We start from the raw sequence: 23,269 nt of genomic DNA on the forward strand, positions 1-23,269 counted from the left end.
TGTTTAACATTGCGGGCGATAAAGTATCACTCGGCCACAGAATATGTAATATCGCAACTTTAAGGCAATTATGGTCAGACAAAAAAAATTAACAGTTGAAGCGGATGCTACAACTCAGGCTATTCTTGAACATTGGGATCATATCAAGCCCGATGACAGGGTCGCCCATCTTGTCAGGGATGTCGCTCGGGGGTTTACGCGGTCGTTACAAACCCGTCTGGGAGATCATGGAGTGTCTTTTGGGCATTGGATATTCCTTCGCGCGATGTGGCATAAAGATGGGGTGACACAACGCGATCTTGCGGTTCAGGTCGGCTTGACGGAGCCAACAACCCACACGGCAATCACCAAAATGGTAGAGCTGGGATATGTCAGCCGCCGTCGTAAGGAAGGCAATCTGAAAAAGCAATATATCTTTCTGACAAAGGAGGGGAGGGCTCTCGAAAATAAGCTTGTACCGCTCGCTCAGGAAGTGAATAAGATTGCGCTTGCCGGGATTGATGATGAAACACAAATGATTGTCCGTAACAGCTTGCTGACTATGATCTATAACCTTGCTGTCGATGAAGCGCATGCGCTTGCCGATGGGAAGAAAATCCCTTCGACAAGAAGCCTTGGCATAAGAAGCTGAATTTGTCCTTGTTCGATTAAGACGCCGCTTTTCCCATGTTACTCAGGAACATTTGTTCAGTCTCCTCGGTCCCGAGAGTGAGCCAATCGGTGCCTTTCGGAATAATTCCCTGATAGGATGAAATTTCAACCTGAGGGATATGCGGGTCTGAAATTCCGATCGGGCCGGCCTTTCCATCTCGGAAATTTTTGACGGCGTCGACCATCAGGCGACGGAACTCGACTACCGCAAAGTCGCTTGCTCCTAGAGTGTCCCGGCTACGATTGACAGTTTTTCCCATACTCACCCACATGGCAATATCCTGATTGGGTATGCCGGGGAGGCCGGTGAAGCTCCCGTTGTTCATAAGTTCCCGATCCTGCAAAAAATCATTCTCAAGGGTTCGGGTGCTGTTGTAGTCGCTGTCTATATCCTCCCCCATGACGAGCCGATTGAACTGCCGCCATTGTTCCGTGCCGACTGTCGCTTCGCCGCCCCAGGATAGAAAGTAAAACCAGCTGCTTTCATCGTCGGCTGGCACAACGATACTGGCGACGTTATAGGATGAGTTCGGCGGGATCAGGGAGATAAATGGCGCAACATATACCGTGACCCGTGCATAGTCGTGTGTTCGCGCATCCTTGATCGGCCTTCTGAGCGCGACATAGCGAAACCCATAGGGTGTGGTTTGAGTGATCATTCTGGGAGCCTTGTCCGTCGACGGGCGTGTCCAGTTCTTTTCTGTTGCGCCAGCGGAGTCAACTCGGGCCGGCACCATGTCTGTGGAGTGAAGAGTAGAGGAGTGCGCGGAATCAATCTGCCCTTCCTGAATCTGGGCCCAATTGCAGGGCACCTTGACTTTAGCGATGGAGATCGGAGTTTGATCATCCGGGGCGAATGGGGGCGCTCAAATGCAGGTATCTTTTCTGGCGGCCCCATGTAGGCCCAAACGAATCCTCCCGTTTCCTCCGTTGGGTAGGATTTGATCTTCACCTTCCTTTTCATTGGGCTATCCGCTGGCTCGGACGGCATTTCGATGACATTGCCCGCGACATCAAATTTCCAACCGTGATAAAGACAACGAAGGCCGCATTGTTCATTCCGGCCATAAACAAGAGATGGACCTCTATGCGGGCAGAATTCATCCAAAAGACCAATCTTTCCGTCACTATCGCGGAACGCAACCAGTGTCTTCGCCCATAAGCCGGACACGAACCGGCTTGCCGTCGGCAATAAGCTCTTCTGACATTAGGGCAGGGATCCAATGGCGCCGCATCATCTGGCCCATCGGAGCGTCGCCCTCTACACGGCATAAGAGATCATTCTCTTCTGATGTCAGCATAACGGTCTCCAGCTTTTCTCTATCTTTCGCAAGAGTGTTTCTAGTTCTTGCAAATTTATAATTAGATATCTAATATTATTTTTAGAATATAGCCACTAGGTCCTTATGATGCAAACTGATTTTTTAGATGTCGTGATTACTGAGAAGAAGGTTATCGCGAATGATTACTGCGTATTGAAACTCTGCTCGGTGCTGGGTGGGGACCTGCCTGAGTTCAGTGCTGGCGCGCATATTTCCGTAAAAACACCACAGGGAGGGATGCGTCATTATTCTCTCGCGAATAGTCCGTCGGAAAGGGACTACTATCTTTTGGCGGTCAAGGCGGAAAATGAAGGGAGAGGAGCCTCCCTTAGCCTCGTCAAGGATGCAAATGTCGGCGACATTCTTGAGATACAGCCGCCTGAGAATAATTTTGAACTGATCCCGGCAAGTGAATACCTTTTTATCGCCGGCGGAATTGGTATTACGCCCATACTGGCGATGTGCCGAAAGCTGTTGTCCGATGGGCATTCAAACTTTCGTCTGATCTATTGCACGCAGTCGCTTGAAAGTACAGTTTTTGCCGATCAGTTGGCAGAGGCGGAACTTGCCCCTCACGTCATCCTTCACCATGACGAAGGGAATATTGCGAACAACTATGATTTCTGGCCGCATTTTGAAACACCCACCCACGCACATGTTTATTGTTGTGGTCCGAAGCCGATGATGGAAGCGATCCAGGATTTTTCCGGTCATTGGCCCGAAAGCCAAATTCATTTTGAAGATTTTAACCCGGTAGAAGTTATTCAGCAGGACGATGTATATTTCACCGTTTATTTGAAGAAATCCAATATCTGGATCACCATCCCGCAGGATCAGACAATCCTCGAAACGTTGCGTAATCACGGCTATGACCTGAGGTCATCTTGCGAAAGTGGAACGTGCGGATCCTGCAAGACCGGTTTGCTTGCCGGTGACGTCGAGCATCGGGATCTGGTACTCACCGATGATGAGAGAGAAGATTTCATCATGATCTGTGTTTCGCGGGCGAAGGGGGAGAGATCACCCTTGACCTTTAATAAGGCGGATAAATGCATCGATGCGATTGGGGTAGGCGTTGTTGGATTGGGGCGCGCTTTCATGCTCACGCGACCGGATTTTGAGGGCGATGCGCGCTTTAATCTTGTCGCGGCCTGTGACACAAGAGCTGAAGCACGGGATAGTTTTTCTACTCGATACTCTGCGGCAGCCTACTCTGACATAGAGAAACTTGCTTCCGATCCGTCCGTAGAGGCTGTTTACATTGCTAGTCCGCATCAGCTTCACGAGGCGCATGCCATTGCGGCACTGAACGCCGACAAGCATGTCCTGATTGAAAAGCCGATCGCCGTTAATCTTTCCTCTAGCCGCGTAATTATTGAGGCTGCGGCTACCAGTAGGGGCGAGGTAATAGTTGGTCCTAGCCATAGTTTTGACCCACAAATCGAAGCCTGCCTGGATATAGTTAAGTCCGAGGAGTTTGGGCGTCTTAGGATGATACGAACGAGCTATTACACAGATTTCATGTATCGACCGCGCCGACCAGAAGAAATGCGGACCGAGGACGGCGGTGGAGTAGTTTTCAGTCAGGCCGTCCATCAGGTTGATATCGTCCGTCTGCTTGCCGGGGGGCTGACGAAACAGGTATTTTCCCATACCGGTGATTGGGATGAAAAAGGCCCACCGAAGGGGCCTATACGGCACTTCTGAAATTTGAAAACGGTATTTCTGCCAACCTTCATTATTCTGGTTACGCCCATTACGATACTGACGCGGCACTTAACTGGATGTCGGAACTAGGGATGAAGAAAGATCCTGCGCAGTATGGCGCAGCAAGAAAGCTGCTTAGGACGGTGAACGGCAAGTCTGAGGGAGACCTCAAAAATCAGCGCATGTTTGGTTCGGCTGTAAACTCTCAAGACGTATCTGGAAACGAGCACTTCGGAGAATTGACCCTGACGTTTGATCATGCGGATATCCGGGTTACGCCACAAGTGCTTGAAATATATGGAGAGGATCATATCAGGAGTGAGCCAGTCCTGCCTGTCATTGGGAGGCGGAGCAATGTCCTGAGCGCACTTTGGGGTTTGGTCAGGGAAAACAAGGCGCCGGTTCAGGATGGGCGATGGGGCCATGCCACGCTTGAAGTTTGTCACGGTATTTTGAGTTCCGGGAGATCCGGCGAGGTTCAGATCATGCGGGAGCAGGTGCCCGTTCCGGGCTATCCGGCAACGACATAACAGGGAACAGATAGATGAGTAAATTAAAGCTTTCAATTGCCATTGGAGACTATGATCGAAACCGTGCCTTGATTGATGGGCGGGTGCAGATTGACGGGGTCGATCCTATTTTTATGGCACTTACGCCTGAAGAAATGTTCTTTCGCGCCTTTCGGCATCAGGACTTTGATATTTCGGAAGTTTCTTTTGCAAGTCAGGTTGTCAGCATTGCGCAAGATCGTTCAAAATATCAGGCGCTGCCGATATTTTTGTCGCGAGCCTTTCGCCATAGCGCCATCTATATCCGGACAGATAAAGGTATCGAAAGCCCGGTACAGTTAAAGGGTAAAAAAATCGGAATTGCGGAATACCAGCTTAGTGCGAATGTCTGGGCTCGCGCCATTCTGGAAGACGAGTATGGCGTCAAGCCGTCCGATATACATTGGGTGCGGGGGTATGAATTCGCCCGGGCGACCTGAAAAAATAGCCATTCAATTGCCCGAAGATGTCAAAATGACAACTGCGCCCGAGGATAAATCCCTCAATGACCTTCTTATATCCGGTGAAATAGATGGCTTTATCGGACCGCGCAGTCCGAATTGCTTTGATGAGCAAAATCCGAATGTCGGCAGACTTTTCGGCAATACAGTAGAAGTCGCAAGTGTCTACTGGAAGAAAACCGGCATCTTTCCGATTATGCACCTTCTTGGAGTGCGCCGAGAACTTCTGGAGGCGCACCCGTTTCTTGCTGGTGCCCTTATGAAAGCCTTCAGTGCGTCAAAAGCATCCGCTGAGGCACTGTTGGCAGATACCTCCGCTACCAAGGTAACAATGCCATTTGTCGAAGATCATCTCAATGAGGCGAAGAAATTGATGGGGGAAAATTTCTGGTCGTATGGCATTAACGGCAATGAAGCGACCTTAAACACATTTCTAGACCATCATCATCGACAGGGGTTGTCGTCGCGGCGGGTCACAATCGATGAACTTTTTCCAAAGAATGTGGCGGAAAGCTATAGCTTGTGATCGCTTCGTTCCAAAATTAGCAATATAACTACTTGGTGGTTTTCCTGTATTCTAAAAAATGAATACTTTCGGACAAAGGCTGGCAAAGCCAATAAATCCGGGCAGGGATGCATACTGGGAACTGATCATTGCTGACACAGGAATTAAATTCTGGTTTTCTGATAGGGGCTGCTATCGGCTCCGGCAGCAATGCTCTGGCCGTTGAACGGGGCGGGGCGGATTTTCTGCTCGCCATCAACGCCGGGCGCTTGCGTAATATGGGCGTTCCTTCCATCGCAAGCATGTTGCCGGTTCTGGACGCTGACAGCCTGACGGATGATTACGCACAAGAGGAATTGCTTGCCCTTTGCAAAAAGCCGGTTCTCCTCGGCGTGAATGTATGGAGACGTGACTTTAATCCAGTGGCTCAGGCGGAAACGATAAGAGAGGGGGATTTGCCGGCGCTGTCAATTTTCCAAGCGGCATGCATTATTCCAGACCGATGCAGCAGATACTGTCCCGTGCGGGCCGTGGTATTGAGCAGGAAGTTGCACTGCTTAAGGCCGTTCAGGATGCTGGCATGATGTCCATGTTTTACTGCTCTACGCGTACGCAAGCCCGGCTCGCGGCAGACGCAGGACTTGATCTTGTTTGTCTCAATATTGGCTGGAACGTTGGGGGTGCGCTCGGACACCGCAGCCGTTCCACAATTGAGGAGGTCGCCATGGAGGCAAGGGAAATTGGCCGCCTGATTAAGCGCATCAGCCCGAAGACACGGTTCCTATTGGAAGGTGGCCCAATTGCTGCGCCTGAAGATTTATCCCGCGTACTTTCTCTCGCGCCGCTAGATGGATATGTCGGGGGATCGACGATCGATAGACTGCCTCTGGAAGCCTCAGTTGCCAGTATGATCGATGGATTTCGGCGCGCAAGCCTTCGGCCGACAAGAATAGATGAAGAAAGTCTTGGTCTTGTCAATTGGTCGAAACAATTTGGTATTGTAGGCCAGTCAGAAACTCATCTTGCGGTATTGAGACGATTGCAGGCACTTTCGTCGGCACGTGATCCGGTTCTGATTGTCGCAGAACCGGGGCAAGGTTCGTTGCCTTTCGTGCGCGCATTAGGTGCGACCAAAGCGAGAAGTCGGTCCCTGAATATGGTTCAAATTGATGTTGCCGAACAGGATCTTCCTGCGCGGGCACGTAATGTATTGTTTGGACATCGGGATGCCAGCAATATACGTCCCCCAATTCTGGCCGACCCATCCGTTGAAATTGCCGTCATCCGCGCGCCTGAAAAATTGACCCAGGCACTTCAGCGGCGCCTTGCGCGCGCTTTGCGGGACGGCATTTTTCGCATGGCGGGATCACGCCGATCCTTGAAAATAGAGCCTCGCATAGTGTTGCTATGCGATATCCATGTTCAGGAAGAAGCGCAAGTTGAAGACTTGCTTGGCGCCGGATTGGAGCCGGAACTGGTTTCTTATATGGAAGGCTGGATTTTGCGGTTACCACCTATTCGGGAGCGAATTTCTGATCTATCCCTTTTGATAGACGCGGAAGCGGAGGGGAGCCAGTGGGAGTTTTCCTCTGGCGCATTGCAAAGATTGCAGGCCCATGACTGGCCTGGTAATGAGGCTGAACTCCGCACAATTATTGGTCGCCTTGCCGGCCGCTCTTCGAGACTGCCTGTTCAAACCGAGGAGTTAGAGCCGTTGTTGCAGTCTGCGCCGAGTGTCGGCCGGCATCGAAAGGGGCGGACGGAGAAAGATTTGATTGTCGACGCTCTCTGGCGGAATAGTTTCAATCGCTCCAAGGCGGCAGAAGTCCTCGGTATATCTCGTAAAACGCTCTATAACAAAATCAAGAAATACGGGCTCTCAGGATAGGGCGCTCGAAAGCAGCTCCGGGCGGCATATCAGGCCATCTACTTTATCGGGCCATTGCCTTTCATGGGCAAGTTCGCTGGTTTCCCCGAGACACAGCAAAATACCCGACCACCCAGCATCCTGCAAAACATGGAAAATCTCCTGCGTCATGGAGCCTCGCTGATGAAGAGATGGAAAGCCCGCTGCAAAATCAGCAATTCGCGGAAGGACAATGACAACTTCCGGATATACTTCGGTCATGGCAGCTGCCGCCGTCGCATCGGTAACAACGGCCGCAATCTTAAAGCCGGCAGAGCGAAAACTCGCGAGCATGTCTCGCTCCCGTTTATAGTCCAGTCCAACGTCAGATAGCTGTTGCGAAAACTCTATATCCTGCTGTTCAGTGCTAGGTAAATTCGAAACCCATTCGACTTTGGCATCAGAAAGGCGGCGATGTTCTCGCGTCAAATTCAGGAGTGGATCCGCAAGAAACAACCCGAGCGCCGCGTCCCTGCATAGATTTGGTGTTTCAACAACGGTATCAATTAATGCTCTGGGACCACTGTTGGTCGGTAGCAGGAGACCAACTTCGCTGGGAAGGTTCTCGTGATGAAATTGCGGGGCGATGGTCAGGATAGACGATGGCACGCTCGTCAGGGCGGGCCTTCTCTCCGATCTTAGCACAATGCGCCAGTTCATTAATTCGATCATTCTTTATTCCAAAATCGCTATTACTGAACAGCAGACTAATTGAGCATATCATCCCGAACCGCGGCAAGATGCTCGCGCATTAATCGCTGGCAATCGACGGCATCGCGTCGTTCAATTGCCCGCACAAGGTTTTTATGCTGGATCGAATATCGTCTCCGTCTCTGATCATTCAGGGTTGCCTCTTTTAGTTGTCCCCAGACGGCATGCTCCCTGATCGCATTCACGGCGTTGAAAAGGGCCAATAGGAGAGTATTCCGCGCGGCTTCCGCAATTGCGCGATGTAATGCACCATCCCACATTTCATAGGAGGCTGTATCTTCTGCCGCTTCGCCTTTTTCAAGGCATTGCTTCATAAACTCAATATCATTGATTGTCGCGCGATGAGCGGCAAGGTCAGCGATCTGCGGTTCGATAATGAGGCGTACTTCCATAACCTCGGACGGATTAGTCATGTCGGCGGGCAGGGGAAACACTTCTATATTCTCAGAGGGACGCTTCCCAACGAAAGTACCTCTCCCGACATGGCGCCAGACCTCCCCCTCAGACTCTAGGGTGTCTAAAGCCGTTCGCAAAGTAGACCGTGATACTTTCAATATCTCTGCGAGCTTTCTCTCAGAAGGGAGCTTTGACTGCGGCGCGAAATAGGTCGTTCTAATTAAATTTCTGAGTTCCGTGACAGTGGAAATTTTTGAGGACATGTTGGCTGATTCTCTTTGATCCGGTTATCAATCTAACAATAACATACCAATTTTTTGATTGGTATAAATTTATATAATGTATAACTATTTGAAAAATATATAAAATTATAAGTTTCAGTAAAAAATTTGACACCAATTCAATAAATTGGATTGTTAGTGCGGCAGGTTAATTAATGAAAATGGGAGCTTTATGAAATTCAGGGACTTTGATGCATTCTCAAGAATTATTTCTGGTGCGCAAGGGGTGATTTCCAAGTTTTAAGTATCAGTACTTCACCGTGATTCGCATATTAGTTTTAAAAATTACCCATTTTTACCCGATTGAGAAAATTTACTATATTGCACGGCCTAGCTGGACTAAGGCACTGTTAAATGAACTAAAGCGATAACACAGCACAACAAATCAAACGAGAAAAGCTGGTGGTCGCAAAAGAAAACAGGGAGAGCGCTTTAAATAAAAGCGCGGAGCGGGATTACAAATTGATGTACCGGTTTGACAAATCGTTTGACGATTCACGCACAACGTCCGTGTGGCATAAGCCATGAGAAATTTCGTTGAACGTCATACCTTCTGGGCAATTGTCCTGTTGCTTGTCGCCGTAATTTTTCTTTGGATGATTTTTGCTGTCTGGCCGGATTGGCTTGTCGATGCGCTTGGTCGCAAGAAGACTTTCGTTAACACACTCCTTAATGGGGTCACACTGGGCGGTTTATATTTCCTGGTCGCGAGTGGGTTCACATTGATCTTCGGTTTGATGCGAAATGTTAATCTGGCGCATGGCTCGATGTATCTTCTTGGGGCCTATATTGGGTATGAGGTGGCAGACCTGACCGGCAACTGGTTCCTCGGACTTGCCGCTGCCTTTATTAGTGTCGCCATCAGCGGTGTGCTGCTTCAGGTGCTCATTTTCCGGCGAATGGCTAACGATGACTTGCGGCAGACCCTTGTCACAATCGGTATCTCCATTATTGCCGCAGATGCCATGCTGGCAATCTGGACGGGGACAACTTATCAATTCTCGCCGCCTGACTGGTTGTTCGGTGCGGCTAATTTGCCGATTATTTCCGTGATCAAGTCTTCGGGCGCTGCTGTCTATATTAAATATCCGGTTTTCCGGCTTGTGGTCCTGGTAATTGCTGTCGCTGTTGGTATAAGCCTTTGGGTTTTCCTGAACCGGACGCGCATTGGCATGATGATCCGCGCCGGAGTCAATGACCGGGAAATGCTGGCTGCAACAGGTGTGAACGTACAGCTTGTGTTCGTTCTCGTTTTCGCGATAGGTGCCGGACTGGCCGGATTTGCGGGGGTCATTGGAGGCACAGCGCTCTCCGTCGCCCCAGGCGAAGACATACGGTACTTGTTGGCATCATTGGTTGTGGTGATTGTCGGCGGACTCGGCTCGATCACGGGCGCAGCGATCGGTGCCTTGATCATTGGCCTTGCAGAACAGTTCGGGCTTGCCTATTTCCCGACTTACGGAGTGGTGCTCACCTTTCTGATTATGGTAGTCGTTCTTGCGGTGCGCCCGCAGGGACTGATGGGGGGCGCTGATACATGGATTCACGACGACTTTTCTCGGGTTCGATCTCTTTCAAGGATATTCATCCGGCGGTGCTGATAGCTGCTGTGTTTCTGTTGGCTTATCCAAGTTTTGCTACTGATTTCTTTATCTTCCAGATAGGAGCTTACTCGCTCATCCTTGGAACGATTGCTCTCTCCCTCATGATGCTCGCCGGATATGGGGGGATGGTCAGTCTCGCACAGTTGACGGTGGCTGGGTTTGCCGCCTATCTGATGGCAATCCTTGGGGAAAACAGTATGAATGTAATGGGTCTGGGGTGGCCCTGGTGGTTGACCGTTATCGTTTCCGTTCTAGGAGCGGCCCTTTTCAGCACCTTTATCGGCGCGGTCTCTGTCCGGACGGAGGGGATATATACCATTATGATCACCCTTGCCGTCGCCGTCGCCTTTTTCTATTTCGTGCGGCAGAACTATGTGCTGTTCAACGGCTTTACCGGATTTGCAGGTGTTGAGCCGCCGACTTTATTCGGGATCTACTGGCGAGATCCGGTTCCATTTTATTATCTGAGCCTGACGGTCGCCATCGGTTTTTTCGCCGCCATTTATTATTGCGCACAATCAACATACGGGCTGGGACTTCAGGCAATACGCGATAACCCCCGCCGGATGCGGGCGCTTGGCTTTAATGTGACGCTACATCGTATCGTTGCCTATTTTTTTGCTGGAATTATTGCCGGATTTGGGGGCGTCTTACTTGTCTGGTTCAACGGACGGGTATCGCCCGGCACAGTTGGTGTCGATGTCGCTATCGATATCCTTGTCATCGCGGTGGTTGGCGGAATGCGTCATCCGATCGGACCGTTTCTTGGGGCAATTGCCTTTGTACTGCTTGAGAATTTTGCCATCGACCTGATCGACCGGGAGCGGTTCAACATGGTCATCGGGACAGCATTTTTGCTCGTTGTCCTGTTTTCACCAGATGGCTTGCTAGGGCTTTGGAACCGTTTCCGTGACAGGCTTCGGTTCAGAGGGAACGCGCTGCTGGGAGATGAGCGCGTCAACAAGGATGGTCCGGCCAGTACCGGATCATTAGAGAAAACTGAATAACAGGAGGAAGTAACGGCTATGGGAAAACTAAAGCATTTAATGGCGGCGACATTGGCGCTGTCAATTACTGTCCCCGCAGTATCCGCGGCGGACGATATAAAAATGGGTGCGCTGGCAACATTGGAAGGCGCGTTCACTGTCCTCGGTGAAGATGGGATGCGTGGCGTTAAACTCGCGCTTCAGGAATTTGATTATATGGCTGGCGGCAAGAAGATTGAGCTGATCACGGGGTCGTCTGACGCCTCCCCGGACAGCGCTGTGCGCGCTGTTCGGAAACTGGTGGAACAGGACGGCGTGCAACTCGTCATCGGTCCGCTTTCTGGGTCCGAGGGGCTGGCGGTAAAGGATTATGCCAAGACGCAGCCAAACGTGACATTCTTGAACGGTTCTTCCGCTGCGCAGGATACGACACTGCGTAGTCCTGCTGAAAACTTCTTCCGTTTTAGCACGGAAGGGGCGCAATGGATGGCCGGTCTCGGAGAGTATGCCTACAATGAAAAAGGCTACCGCAACGTAGCGGTTCTGGCGGAAGACTATTCCTTCCCTTATACGCAGGTGTTCGGCTTTCTTGAGCCTTTCTGTCGGTTAGGTGGAAAATCAGCAATTGATTCACGCTTTTGGGTGCCGATCGGGAATAAGGATTATTCCTCTGTGATCGCAGCCTTGCCGGATGATGTCGATGCTATTTTCGTGGCTCTTGGCGGCGCGGATGCAGTTAATTTCCTGACCCAATATGAACAGTCCGGCGGTGATCTTCCGCTAATTGGTGGATCTATTACGGTTGACCAGTCTGTTCTTGGTTCCAAAGGTAAGGCTCGGAGCTTTGTTGTTGGAACACCTTCAGCTGGTCCGGTTTCGGATACCTGGGATGATCCGCGCTGGAAAGAGTTTGTTGCAGCCTATCAGAAGGCATTTCCAGATGGCTTCCCGTCACCGTCACTTTTCGCGCATGCCTATTACATAAATACCAAGGCTGCTCTGTTGGCGCTTAATGAGGTCAATGGCGATCTTTCCGATGGCGAAAAGAAGTTCCGCGCGGCGCTTTCCAAGCTGTCATTCGAGACACCAACGGGCATGGTCAGTGTTGACGAACGCCGCAATGCGGTTGCCGACATATTCCTGACGGAAGTGATCGAAGGGCCGGACGGAAATCTGTTGAATAAAACCATCAAGGTTATCCCGCAGGTTAACCAGACTCTTGGTGTTTCTTACGAGAAATTCCTGGAATATGGCCAAGTTGGTCGTGAAAATCCGTCTTGTAGCTAAGGGAAGATAACCCGAATGCCTGGAACCGACGCTCTCTCTCGCTTGCAAAGCACTGGCCAATACGCGCTAGAGCTTGAAGCTGTCAGCCGCCATTTCGGTGCGCTGGTGGCCTTGGCGGACGTTAATATGACCGTCAAAGCGGGGGAACGGCGCGCGGTTCTGGGATCGAATGGCGCTGGTAAAACGACGCTGTTCAATGCGATTACAGGTGATTTCCCGACCACAACAGGTCGGGTCCGGCTCTTCGGAGAAGACGTAACGGATCTGCCTAGTCATGAGCGGATCCGTCGCGGTCTTCGCCGAACCTATCAGATTTCATTATTATTCAATGGCCTTACCGTTCTGGAAAATACGTTTCTGGCCTGCCGGGGCGTTACCCGGGGACGGTTCTCGCTTCGTCGTCCGAAGCGGGATGACGGGTCAATGGAGTTAGCGCAGTCCCTGCTTGAAGCGGTTCATCTCGATGATGTAAAGGACAAACAGGTCGCAGAGCTGAGTTATGGACAACAGCGCCAGCTTGAAATTGCGCTTGCGCTTTCCGGCGCACCGCGCCTCATTTTGTTTGATGAACCGGCTGCGGGACTATCGCCAACTGAACGGACGCTGCTTGTCGAAATATTGCAAAGCCTCCCGTCGCATATTGGATATATCATTATCGAACATGACATGGATGTCGCGCTCAAGGTCTCCCAAAGAGTGACCATGATGCATAACGGGCGCATTTTCAAAGAGGGTACGCCGGAAGAAATCGAGAATGACGGTGAAGTGCAGGAGCTTTACCTCGGCCACGGAGGTGGACATGGCTGATCGTAGCAATAGACGCTCGGCACCGGCTGCCATTCTGCAGGTTAAGGATCTGCATGTATACTATGGCCAATCTCACGCTTTACAGGGAGTGAATCTTACTCTTGACCATGGCGTTCACGCCGTCGTCGGACGTAACGGTATGGGGAAAACAACCCTCTGTAATGCAATTATGGGACTGTTGCCAATCCGGCGAGGCTCCATCCGCTATCACGGTGAAGATATCACGGGCATGCCGCCCTATAAAATTGCCTCGTCAGGGATTGGGTACACACCGCAAGGGCGCCGGTTATGGCCGTCCTTAACTGTGCATGAGCATCTTAAGCTGTGTGAGGGCGGTGGTTCCTGGACGATCGACCGCATCTATGAAATATTTCCGCGGCTATTTGAGCGACGCCGCAATGGCGCGGGCCAGCTTTCAGGCGGGGAGCAGCAAATGCTCGCTATCTCGCGGGCGCTACTGCAGGACCCACAACTTCTGATCCTGGATGAACCGACTGAAGGACTTGCCCCGGTGATCGTGGATCAGGTCGAAAAGTTGCTGGCGGAGCTTGCCGCCGACGCGGATGTATCTATCTTGCTGATCGAGCAGAATATATCGGTTGCCACCTCGATATCCGAGGATGTGGCGATCATGGCGAATGGCCGCATAAACCGCGTAATGCCAGCGAGAGAACTCGCATCAGATCGGGCGCTGCAGGAGCGGCTTCTTGGTGTCGGGCGGCATTCACATGACGAAACAGAACTTCCCAAATTCACTGAAATGACGCAGATCGAGGAAGTGCCGTTGGCAGAGCCTGCCATACCTAGTGATGATGCGCCTGTTCCACCGGTTGAGTCAGAGCCTACCCGGAAGACAGTGGTTTATAGCGCTCCGACCCGCTGGTCCCGGAATGCATGGGAAGAGAAGGTTGTCACGCCAGCCAAAAATCTCCAAACGGTGAGACCATTCGATACCGTCCCTGAGCCACTCTTTCATGAACCACCGATTTCTTTCGATGCTATGTCAGGTGGGGATGTTTTGGTGGCTGGGACTTTTGATACGAAGGGAGTGGAACTCAACTACATTCGGGACCGAATAGTAAGTCATGGCTTGCGGGTCAGAACAGTTGATTTATCCACAACGCAAAAGCCGTCTTCCACTGATGTGCCGCCGCATATGGTCGCTGCCTATCATCCGGGAGGCGCTAGCGCGGTCTTTACAGGGGACCGGGGGAAATCCGTCCGCGCGATGTCTGAGGCCTTCGAGAACTGGATCCGGCGTCAAAGAGATTTGGGCGGAATTATCTCCGCCGGGGGATCGGGGGGCACCGCGCTTGTCACGCCGGCCATGCGTCAACTTCCAATCGGTGTACCAAAGGTCATGATTTCCACAGTTGCCTCCGGCGAGGTAGGTCAATATGTCGGACCGACGGATATTATGATGATGTATTCGGTGACCGATGTGCAGGGGTTGAATAAAATCTCTCGTCGAGTTCTTGCCAATGGTGCCAATGCGATATCCGGCATGGTCGCGGACGCGAAAAAGGATACTGATAAACGGGCGTCTTCGGCAGACAAACTAGGGCTTGGGCTAACGATGTTTGGTGTCACCACGCAGGCGATACAGCAACTGACTGCAGAATTGGACGATCAATTTGAATGCATGGTCTTCCACGCGACAGGAACGGGCGGTCGGTCCATGGAAAAACTCGTTGATAGCGGCCTGCTTGAAGCTGCAATTGATCTCACCACAACCGAAATATGCGACATGATGATGGGCGGATTCTTTGCCGCGACGGAGGAACGCTTCGATGCCTTTATCCGCACGCGCATTCCCTATGTAGGTTCTGTTGGGGCACTGGATATGGTCAATTTTGGCGCAAGAAGCACGGTGCCGGACCACTACCGTGACAGAAAGTTTGTCGAGCATAATCCGCAAATCACCTTGATGCGCACCACTGCGGCTGAAAATGCCCGTATGGGAGAGTGGATTGCGGACAAGCTTAATCAGATGACGGGTCCGGTCCGGTTTTTGATCCCCGAAGGAGGAGTATCCGCACTCGATGCGCCGGGGCAGCCATTCCATGATCCGGAAGCGGATCGCGCGCTTTTCGACGCGCTGGCGTCCCGCTTTCGCGAGACCCCTCAACGTCGTCTGATCCGCACCCCTTATCATATCAACGATATGGCCTTTACACAGGCCGTTATTGCCGCACTCGAAGAAATTTATCCAACCGCAAGGAGCAAGCGTAATGCCGCGTATTGAACGAATGGAGTTAGTCAAAAGATTCCAGGATATGAAACGACGGCGTATCCCCATAGTCGGCGGGGGTGCCGGAACCGGACTCTCCGCGAAATGTGAGGAAGCCGGCGGCATCGACCTGATCGTAATTTATAACTCTGGTCGCTATCGCATGGCGGGCCGAGGGTCGCTTTCGGGGCTGCTTGCCTATGGCAATGCAAATGAAATTGTCATGGATATGGCGCAGGAAGTTTTACCCGTTGTCAAACATACACCTGTTCTCGCCGGGGTAAATGGCACAGACCCGTTTTGTCAGTTTGACAACTACCTCGATCAGGTAAAAGCGATCGGCTTTTCGGGTATACAGAATTTTCCGACAGTCGGGCTAATTGACGGGACGTTCCGCGCCAATCTGGAAGAAACGGGCATGTCATATTCCCAGGAAGTGGATGTAATACGCCTCGCCCACGAAAAAGACATGTTCACGACGCCCTATGTTTTCTGCGAAGAGGATGCAGCGGCCATGGCGGCAGCAGGGGCGGATATCATTGTTTGCCATCTCGGGCTGACCACCGGAGGCTCCATCGGTGCGGATACGGCGCTCAAACTGGAGGATTGCCCTGCCATGGTTGATAGCTGGGCAGCAGCGGCCCGCGATGTAAACCCGGAAGTCATTGTTCTTGTGCATGGCGGACCGGTCTCAATGCCGAAGGATGCGCAATATGTCCTCGATAACACAAAAACATGTCATGGCTTCTATGGCGCCTCCTCGATGGAGCGGTTGCCAACAGAAGTCGCGCTGACAAAACAGACAGAAGCCTTCAAGGCTTTGAGCTTAGGTTAAGGGAGGTTGAAAGAATGACAAGCAGCGTGGTTGGCTCGACAATTCTCTGGCTTATCATTGCGATTATAGTCATCGCGGTGATCGCCTATCTTCTTCACTGGCTTTACCATCGAAGTACCAAGGAAGTAGCCTTCGTGCGGACAGGATTCCGCGGCGAAACCGTTGTCATAAACGGGGGTGCACTGGTTCTACCCATCATTCATGAAGTAACGCCGGTCAACCTGAATGTGGTGCGGATACCCGTCACCAGAACGAAGGAAGATGCTGTCATTACCAAGGATCGTATGCGCGTGGATATCGAGGCGGAATTCTTTGTTCGCGTCATACAGGAGAAAAAGGCCGTTGCGGCTGCGGCATCCACTCTGGGCCGGAAAACCATGTCACCAGAGGCTCTTGCCGATCTTCTTTCAGGTAAGTTTGTAGGTGCACTTCGTTCCGTTGCTGCGGAAATGTCGCTGGATGAAATGCACGAAAAGCGCGGCGATTTCGTGGAGCGTGTCAATGAACGGGCCGCTGATGTGTTGGCACGAAATGGGTTGGAACTTGAAACCGTTGCGATCACGGATCTCGATCAGACGGAACTTGAGTTTTTCAATCCCGCCAATCGCTTTGATGCGGAAGGTCTTACTCAGTTGATTGAGACAATCGAGACCCGCCGGAAACTCCGCAATGATATTGAGCAATCTTCTGTCGTAGCCATTCGCGCCCGAAATCTCGAAGCGGAAAAGGAAACTCTCAAACTTGAGCAGGAAAGTGAAAGCTCCCGCCTGACGCAGGAGCGAGACTTGGAAGCCCTGCGCGCCATGCAGAGAGCTGAAATTACGCATACGCGATCAGAAAAAGAAGCTGAAGGGGAAAAATCCCGTATTCTGAATGAGCAGAAAACCCGTGAAATAGAAATTGCCCGGCAACGTGCGTTGCAGGCAGCGGAGATAAAGGCGCAAGAGGAAATCGAAAAAATGCGCGTCTCACAGGAGCAGGAGCTTGAAGCTGCTCGTATAGACCGCGATCGAATGATTCGGGAAAAGCAAATACAACAACGTCATGAAATTGACTCCGCTGAAATCTCCGCAAATGAAGATGTGGAGAGGGCGCGGATTGTTTCCGATCGACTGCTTCAGGAAGCGCGGATTATGGCCGAGGAAGAAACGGAAAACCGTGATATTGCCCGGAACCAGCAAATTGAAACCTCGAAGATTGCCGCACAAAAGGCGATCGAGACATCGCGGATCGCACAGGAGCAAGTGCTCGATAAAGCTCGTATCGAGCGCGATCGTGTCTTGCGCTCGCAACAAATCTCTTTCCGCCAGCAGATAGAAGAAAATGAGATATCTGCTCAGGAAGAATTGGAGCGGGCACGGATCGCATCAGAACGTGGACTTGATGAAGCCCGAATTTTGAAGGAGCGGGACCTCAGAAGGCTGGAAATAGAGCGGGATCAAGCACTTGAACTGGCTGAGATTGAGCGCCAGATTTTGATCTTGAAAGAGCAGGCGTCTGTCGCGGATACGCGCGTTGCAACGGAAGCGGCGGAAGCCAAAGCCGTCGAAGCCGCCGAGAAAGTCTCCACCATACGGGAAACTGTCATCGCGGAACGCATCGCTGCGGTCGACAGGCTGTTAGCGGAAAAGAATGCGGATACCGCCAGAATTGCAGCGGAAACCGACAAGATTACCGCTACTGTCCAGGCGGAAGCACAACGGCTGCAGAATGAAGCAGAAAACATCCTCAGCGAGGATGCGCGGGCCGGTCGTTTGCGGTCCAAGATGCTGGATCGTCTGGAAGGCATCGTGCGCGAGAGCGTCAAACCGATGGAGAATATCGAAGGCATCAAGATCCTGCATGTCGACGGCATGAATGGTGGCGGTGGCAACAATCATCGTTCGCCAACTGACGAGGTCATCGAAAGCGCACTTCGGTATCGCGCGCAGGCCCCGCTGATTGATGAGATGATGCGGGAAATCGGTGTCGAAAACCCGGGCGTGACGAAAATGGGTGATATTTTCCGTTCCGCAAAAGATGCCCAGGCTCTTGCCAAAGGCGCGAAGTCGGATAAGAGCGAGGACGACTAGCAATGCCCAGTGTGTACACATCAACCGTTATAGCCGCGCCAGCGGACCGTGTCTGGTCCGTTATCCGTGACTTTAATGCATTACCTGACTGGACGGAGTTCGTCGTCGATAGCCGGATAGAGGAAGGGCTGCCGTCTGATAAAATCGGCTGTGTGAGGGCTTTTCGGCTCGCAGATGGTGGCGTTATCCGGGAAAGACTGCTGGCCCTTTCCGACTATGACTATAGCTTTTCTTACGCCATTCTGGAAAGCCCTATGGGCGTGGAGAATTATATCTCAACGGTCAAGCTCTTTCCGATAACAGACGGCGGTCATACCTTCGCGGAATGGTCAGCGGAGTTTGACTGCGCATCCGGCCGGGAGCAGGAGCTTATCGATCATATCGGCACAAATGTCTTTCTCGGAGGGTTGACGTCCCTCAAAAATCGGATGGGGGGATAAGTTGGTTTCTGTCCGCCGCAGCACTGTCATTGATGCACCGATTGAGGCGGTTTGGGAAATCCTGCGCGATTTTAACGGGCATGACCGATGGCATCCGGCCGTCCGGCGGAGCCATCTGGATGGCGGCAAGCGAACTGATCAGGTGAGCGCTGTCCGGAATTTTGAACTGACTGAAGGGGAACATCTGCGCGAACAGCTTCTGTCTATGTCTGATGAAGATCACAGCTTTCGCTATTCAATGGTAGAAAGCGATATTCCGTTGCAGAATTACATTGCAGAAGTCTCGCTAAAACCCGTGACGGACGGAAACTGCACGTTTTGGTCGTGGTCGTCGCGCTTTGAGACGCCAAAGGGACGGGAACAGGAACTTGCCAAGCTGGTTGCGGAAGTGGTTTATGAGGCCGGGTTCGAGGCCGTTCGGTCGCGGGTGACGGCTCGTCAGCCATTTGCACAGCAAGCGCTCCAGTCTTCTTCGACGTCTGCTGCGATTGCAAATGAGGCGGCACTTTCCGGCATGGCGATTGGCATAGATCGTCATGGCGGGCCGGAGGAAATGCGCCCGATTGAAGTGACCGCAGCACCGCCGGGGCCGGGTGAAGTTCGCCTCCGACAGACCGCCATAGGCGTTAACTATATCGATGTTTATTGCCGATCCGGATATTTTGATCTGCTTACGCCGCCCGGAGTACCGGGGATGGAAGCTGTTGGTCTTGTTGAGTCTGTGGGAGAGGGCGTGCGGCATCTCTCGCCGGGACAGCGGGCTGGGTATGCTTGTCCGCCAGTCGGCGCCTATGCCTCTGTTCGAACGATGTCGGCGGCGCTCGTTTTTCCAATCCCGGACGATATTGATGACATAACTGCCGCGGCAGGCTTGCTGAAGGGGATGGCAGCGGAATTTCTTTTGCATCGCGTGCATCAAGTTAAAAAAGGCGATGTTGTGCTTATTTATGCCCCCGCCGGAGGTGTAGGTCGCATTCTTTGCCAATGGGCGAATAACCTTGGCGCGACGGTTATCGGCGCAACCTCCAGTGAGGAAAAGGCCCGTGCTGCTCGCGATGCGGGAGCGCATCATGTGGTCCTACCGACGGATCGCAGCCTTGAAGAACAGGTGATGGAAATCACCAAGGAACATGGTGCAGATGTGATTTTCGATGCGGTTGGAAAAGACAGCTTCGGTCATTCCGTCGCGGCTCTTGCCACCTGCGGACACCTGATTAGTTTCGGTCAGGCGTCGGGTGATATTGGCAAACGCGATATTAGTTCCCTCGCGTCAAAGTCGGTTACGATTTCCCGGCCGAACTTTGGCCATTATACCGATACGCCCCAGAAGATCGCCGCCATTACAGATCGGCTGTTCGAAGCGATCAGACGGCATGTCATCACTGTAGATGTGGGGCGGCAATATCCACTTTCCCGGGCCGCAGACGCACATCGTGCGCTGGAAGCGCGGGAAACGACTGGCTCAAGTATTCTTATTCCTGACGACTATCAGAAAGGTCAAAAATGAAATTCGCCGTTTTTTACTGGAAGGGCAAAACCCAGATCGGGCGCGTTATCGAAGCAGAGAACGCCATAGAATGCTTTGATATACCAGAGGCCTCAATTAAGCAGGATGGTGTCGTCGCCCTGATAGATGGAGCGTCGCCAAAGATTGTTGAAACGGTTCCGATATCCGAGGTTGAGTTGCTGGCGCCGGTGCCGCGTCCATCACGAAACATATTCTGCGTTGGAAAAAACTATCACGAACATGCCAAGGAGTTTGCCTCTTCCGGCTTTGATAGCTCAGCGGCGAAAGGGGCAATACCGGAAGCGCCGATTGTGTTTTCAAAGCTGCCGGAAACAGTTGTCAAAAATGGTGCAGCGATCCGGATTGATGCGTCAGTATCCACAGCGATTGACTATGAGGCAGAGCTCGCCGTGATTATCGGTAAGGCCGGTCGGAATATCTCAAAGGAAGACGCGCTCTCGCATGTTTGGGGATACACGGTTGTCAATGATGTTACAGCGAGGGATCTGCAGGGCCGTCACAGCCAATGGCTGATCAGCAAATCGCAGGATACCTTTTGCCCGATGGGGCCTTGGGCGGTCACCGCAGATGAAATTGATCTCAAGGATACACCAGTGAAATGCTGGATAAATGAAGAGTTGCGGCAGGATTCCAATACTGGTTTGTTGATTTTCGATATCCCGACGATCATTGAAGCAATTTCAAACGGCATAACGCTTGAGCCCGGGGATATCATTGCAACCGGGACGCCCGCAGGTGTGGGCATTGGATTCAATCCTCCGAAATATCTGGAACCCGGAGATAAGGTCCGCGTTGAAATCGGCGGTATTGGAACGCTGGAAAATCCGGTGGAGGCTTATTAAGCCATGCCGGATATTTCAGTCGGGAGCATGAAAGTTGAGGATCAGGGAGAGGGGGCGGCTGTGGTAATGATCCACGGTCTCGGCGGCACGTCGAACAGCTTTCAGACCTTGATTTCGACACTGGACGGATATCGTATTTTGCGGCCAGATTTGCCGGGTGCAGGACGGTCCCCGTTGCGACCTGGTCGACCGGGAATTGCGGGGCTTGTTGCCGCCGTTCTGGATTGTCTGAACGCATCAGGTGTAAAAAAAGCACATTTTGTTGGGCATTCCATGGGGACGATCGTATGCCAGTATCTTGCCGCCGATCATCCGGATATGGTGCAAAGCCTGACCCTGTTCGGTCCCATTTCAGAGCCACCCGCCGCCGCTCGCGCAGGATTAAGTGAACGGGCCTCAGCGGCGCAGCGCGAGGGGATGGCTGGCATTGCCGAAGCCGTCCATAAAGCAAGTGTTTCTAAGGGCAAACCGGTCGCGTCCGCTTTCGTCAGGGAAAGCCTGCTTCGACAGGATGCGAGCGGCTATGCAGCGCATTGTCAGGCCCTTAGCAGCGCGAAGGCTGCAGATCTCGCGAGAGTTACCTGCCCTACACTACTGATTGCGGGGGAGACAGATCCGGTGGCGCCGGTCGCCATGGCGGAGCAAATGATGCAGAAATTGTCCCAAGGGCAGCTCGAAATCATACCTGGGGTAGCGCATTGGATGATGATGGAAGCGCCGACGCGCTCCGCTGAATTATTACGTGCCCATCTAGACGCCAACAGAATTAGCTAGGGAGACTAAATCATGGCCGAAAATACATTTACTGACTGGAGTGGCAGAAGTAACGGGAGTAGCGGGAATTCCGATATAACCTTCAACAATGTGCGCATACTAGACGGGACGGGGGAGGCGCCTTATTCCGGGGAGGTCACGGTATCGGGAAACCGGATAAAATCGATTAACCGGTCTGCCATGGGCGGCAGCTGGGGCAACGGAAGTGGCGGTCAACGTATTGACGGGCGGGGTATGACCTTGATGCCGGGCCTTATTGATTCCCACCTGCATCTAAGCTGGAACAATGCGCCGGGCGTCGATCCGATCCAGATGATGCCATTGGAAGAGCATGTTCTTGTCTGTGTTGAAATGGCCAAAATTGTTCTGGATGCCGGATTTACAGCTGGGCGCGGTGCGGCAGCGGCCAAACCACGGCTTGACGTCGTTATCAGGGATGCCATCAACGCGGGGCGGTTTCCCGGACCGCGCTATACAGCCGCTAGCCCGGAAATTACGACAACCGGTGGGCTTGGCGATGCATCGCCGCCGCATATTCAGCATGAAGGGCTAAACCTTGGCATCGTGGTCTCCGGACCGGAGGAAGTCCGGAAAAAAGTGCGGGAGATGATCAAGTGGGGCAATGATACGATTAAGCTCAACCTTTCAGGCGAGGAAGTCGCCGGAATGGGCGCAGAAGAAAACCAGATGTCGGATGAGGAAATTGCTATGGCGGTTTCCGAAACACGTCGGCGCGGAAGGTCGCTTGCTGCCCATGCCCGCTCAGCCGAGTCGATTAAGCTCTGCGTCAGATACGGCATTGAGACGATCTATCATGCTTCTTTCACAGATGAAGAATCGCTGGATATGCTGGAGGCTGCGAAGGACAAGCATATTGTCGCCCCGGGCCTTGCCTGGCTGATTAATACGGCGCGAAACGCGGGTGATTATGGCATCATGCCCGGTAGTCCACTGACCATCGCCTATGAGCGGGAGCTGGAGAACGCCATTGAAAGCATGAAGAAGATGCATAAACGCGGTATTCGCATTGCAATCGGAGGCGATTATGGCTTCGCTTGGACACCGATGGGTACAAACGCCAAGGATATGGAGTATTTCGTTGATTTACTCGGATTCACGCCGATGGAAGCCATTCTTGCGGGAACGAAAATCGGCGGTGAGATGATGAAAATGGGCAATGAACTCGGCATGATCCGGGAAGGCTATCTCGCTGATATGCTCCTTGTCGACGGGGATCCCTCCCGGGACGTCAAAGTGTTGCAGGACAAGAAACGTCTGATGGCCATCATGAAGGATGGCAAGTTCCATAAGGCACCGGAAAATCTGGGTGTCGGATTGAGAGTCAGCGCGTAAAGCAGGCAAAAAAGGGCGACGCG

Annotated in this window: 19 protein-coding genes and 3 pseudogenes; 18 read left to right on the forward strand and 4 right to left on the reverse strand. The window is 52.3% G+C overall.

Going from position 1 to position 23,269, the window contains the following annotated elements:
- Nucleotides 1-70 precede the first annotated feature (70 nt).
- Nucleotides 71-631 (forward strand): MarR family winged helix-turn-helix transcriptional regulator, encoded by a 561-nt coding sequence (locus tag AC0L73_RS15395; RefSeq protein WP_227951068.1) that lies wholly within the window; start codon nt 71-73, stop codon nt 629-631.
- 16 nt (nt 632-647) lie between these two features.
- Here AC0L73_RS15395 and AC0L73_RS15400 read toward each other — a convergent pair.
- Nucleotides 648-1,952 (reverse strand): annotated as a pseudogene (locus AC0L73_RS15400) (Rieske 2Fe-2S domain-containing protein).
- Between the two features lie 105 nt (nt 1,953-2,057).
- On the opposite strand from AC0L73_RS15400, the gene AC0L73_RS15405 reads away from it, so the two are divergent.
- The 5 genes and pseudogenes from AC0L73_RS15405 (at nt 2,058) to AC0L73_RS15425 (ending at nt 7,082) form a co-directional block, all read left to right on the forward strand.
- Nucleotides 2,058-3,680 (forward strand): Gfo/Idh/MocA family oxidoreductase, encoded by a 1,623-nt coding sequence (locus AC0L73_RS15405; protein WP_473654152.1) that lies wholly within the window; start codon nt 2,058-2,060, stop codon nt 3,678-3,680.
- 92 nt (nt 3,681-3,772) lie between these two features.
- Nucleotides 3,773-4,210 carry a hypothetical protein gene (locus AC0L73_RS15410; RefSeq protein ID WP_473654153.1) on the forward strand — a complete coding sequence of 146 codons (438 nt, stop codon included), beginning with the start codon at nt 3,773-3,775 and terminating at the stop codon, nt 4,208-4,210.
- A 14-nt stretch (nt 4,211-4,224) separates the two neighbouring features.
- Nucleotides 4,225-5,215: pseudogene (locus tag AC0L73_RS15415) on the forward strand (PhnD/SsuA/transferrin family substrate-binding protein).
- Nucleotides 5,216-5,343: 128 nt separating this feature from the next.
- The gene (locus AC0L73_RS15420) at nt 5,344-5,778 is read left to right on the forward strand and encodes a phosphoenolpyruvate hydrolase family protein (RefSeq protein WP_473654154.1); all 435 of its coding nucleotides are present in this window, start codon (nt 5,344-5,346) and stop codon (nt 5,776-5,778) included.
- Nucleotides 5,697-7,082 (forward strand): phosphoenolpyruvate hydrolase family protein, encoded by a 1,386-nt coding sequence (locus tag AC0L73_RS15425; RefSeq protein WP_473654155.1) that lies wholly within the window; start codon nt 5,697-5,699, stop codon nt 7,080-7,082. Before AC0L73_RS15420 ends, AC0L73_RS15425 begins: the two co-directional genes overlap by 82 nt.
- Here the strand turns inward: AC0L73_RS15425 and AC0L73_RS15430 are convergent.
- The 3 genes and pseudogenes from AC0L73_RS15430 to AC0L73_RS15440 all read right to left on the reverse strand — a co-directional run.
- Complete coding sequence (locus AC0L73_RS15430; protein ID WP_473654156.1) at nt 7,074-7,772, reverse strand: hypothetical protein; 699 nt, start codon at nt 7,770-7,772, stop codon at nt 7,074-7,076. The genes AC0L73_RS15425 and AC0L73_RS15430 overlap by 9 nt on opposite strands.
- 35 nt (nt 7,773-7,807) lie before the next feature.
- Nucleotides 7,808-8,245, reverse strand: a complete 438-nt coding sequence (locus AC0L73_RS15435) for a FadR/GntR family transcriptional regulator (RefSeq protein WP_473655455.1) — start codon at nt 8,243-8,245, stop codon at nt 7,808-7,810.
- A 39-nt stretch (nt 8,246-8,284) separates the two neighbouring features.
- Nucleotides 8,285-8,470: pseudogene (locus AC0L73_RS15440) on the reverse strand (winged helix-turn-helix domain-containing protein); the annotation flags it as partial.
- A gap of 542 nt (nt 8,471-9,012) precedes the next feature.
- Between AC0L73_RS15440 and AC0L73_RS15445 the strand changes: the two are divergent.
- Genes AC0L73_RS15445 through AC0L73_RS15500 form a run of 12 tightly spaced genes read left to right on the forward strand, consistent with a single transcriptional unit; the run spans nt 9,013 to nt 23,246 of the window.
- Nucleotides 9,013-10,089, forward strand: a complete 1,077-nt coding sequence (locus AC0L73_RS15445) for a branched-chain amino acid ABC transporter permease (protein WP_473654157.1) — start codon at nt 9,013-9,015, stop codon at nt 10,087-10,089.
- Nucleotides 10,026-11,099 (forward strand): branched-chain amino acid ABC transporter permease, encoded by a 1,074-nt coding sequence (locus AC0L73_RS15450; RefSeq protein WP_473654158.1) that lies wholly within the window; start codon nt 10,026-10,028, stop codon nt 11,097-11,099. The genes AC0L73_RS15445 and AC0L73_RS15450 overlap by 64 nt, the downstream gene beginning before the upstream one ends.
- Before the next feature lie 18 nt (nt 11,100-11,117).
- Nucleotides 11,118-12,365, forward strand: coding sequence for an ABC transporter substrate-binding protein (locus AC0L73_RS15455; protein ID WP_227951088.1), 1,248 nt, complete (start codon nt 11,118-11,120; stop codon nt 12,363-12,365).
- 15 nt (nt 12,366-12,380) lie between these two features.
- Nucleotides 12,381-13,172, forward strand: coding sequence for an ABC transporter ATP-binding protein (locus AC0L73_RS15460; protein WP_473654159.1), 792 nt, complete (start codon nt 12,381-12,383; stop codon nt 13,170-13,172).
- Nucleotides 13,165-15,417 (forward strand): ABC transporter permease, encoded by a 2,253-nt coding sequence (locus AC0L73_RS15465; RefSeq protein ID WP_227951092.1) that lies wholly within the window; start codon nt 13,165-13,167, stop codon nt 15,415-15,417. The genes AC0L73_RS15460 and AC0L73_RS15465 overlap by 8 nt, the downstream gene beginning before the upstream one ends.
- Entirely contained in the window at nt 15,404-16,237 is an 834-nt protein-coding gene (locus tag AC0L73_RS15470) for a phosphoenolpyruvate hydrolase family protein (RefSeq protein ID WP_415776523.1), read from the forward strand. Before AC0L73_RS15465 ends, AC0L73_RS15470 begins: the two co-directional genes overlap by 14 nt.
- Nucleotides 16,238-16,251: 14 nt before the next feature.
- Complete coding sequence (locus tag AC0L73_RS15475; protein ID WP_227951094.1) at nt 16,252-18,309, forward strand: flotillin family protein; 2,058 nt, start codon at nt 16,252-16,254, stop codon at nt 18,307-18,309.
- Nucleotides 18,310-18,311: 2 nt separating this feature from the next.
- The gene (locus AC0L73_RS15480) at nt 18,312-18,749 is read left to right on the forward strand and encodes an SRPBCC family protein (RefSeq protein WP_227951096.1); all 438 of its coding nucleotides are present in this window, start codon (nt 18,312-18,314) and stop codon (nt 18,747-18,749) included.
- A 1-nt stretch (nt 18,750) separates the two neighbouring features.
- The gene (locus tag AC0L73_RS15485; protein ID WP_473654160.1) at nt 18,751-20,256 is read left to right on the forward strand and encodes an SRPBCC family protein; all 1,506 of its coding nucleotides are present in this window, start codon (nt 18,751-18,753) and stop codon (nt 20,254-20,256) included.
- Nucleotides 20,253-21,119 carry a fumarylacetoacetate hydrolase family protein gene (locus AC0L73_RS15490; protein WP_473654161.1) on the forward strand — a complete coding sequence of 289 codons (867 nt, stop codon included), beginning with the start codon at nt 20,253-20,255 and terminating at the stop codon, nt 21,117-21,119. Before AC0L73_RS15485 ends, AC0L73_RS15490 begins: the two co-directional genes overlap by 4 nt.
- 3 nt (nt 21,120-21,122) lie before the next feature.
- Nucleotides 21,123-21,893: an alpha/beta fold hydrolase gene (locus tag AC0L73_RS15495; protein ID WP_227951103.1), complete on the forward strand. Its 771-nt coding sequence runs from the start codon at nt 21,123-21,125 to the stop codon at nt 21,891-21,893.
- 12 nt (nt 21,894-21,905) lie between these two features.
- Nucleotides 21,906-23,246, forward strand: a complete 1,341-nt coding sequence (locus tag AC0L73_RS15500) for a metal-dependent hydrolase family protein (RefSeq protein ID WP_473654162.1) — start codon at nt 21,906-21,908, stop codon at nt 23,244-23,246.
- Nucleotides 23,247-23,269: the final 23 nt, after the last annotated feature.

This window comes from Sneathiella sp. D3-11 (assembly GCF_055809395.1).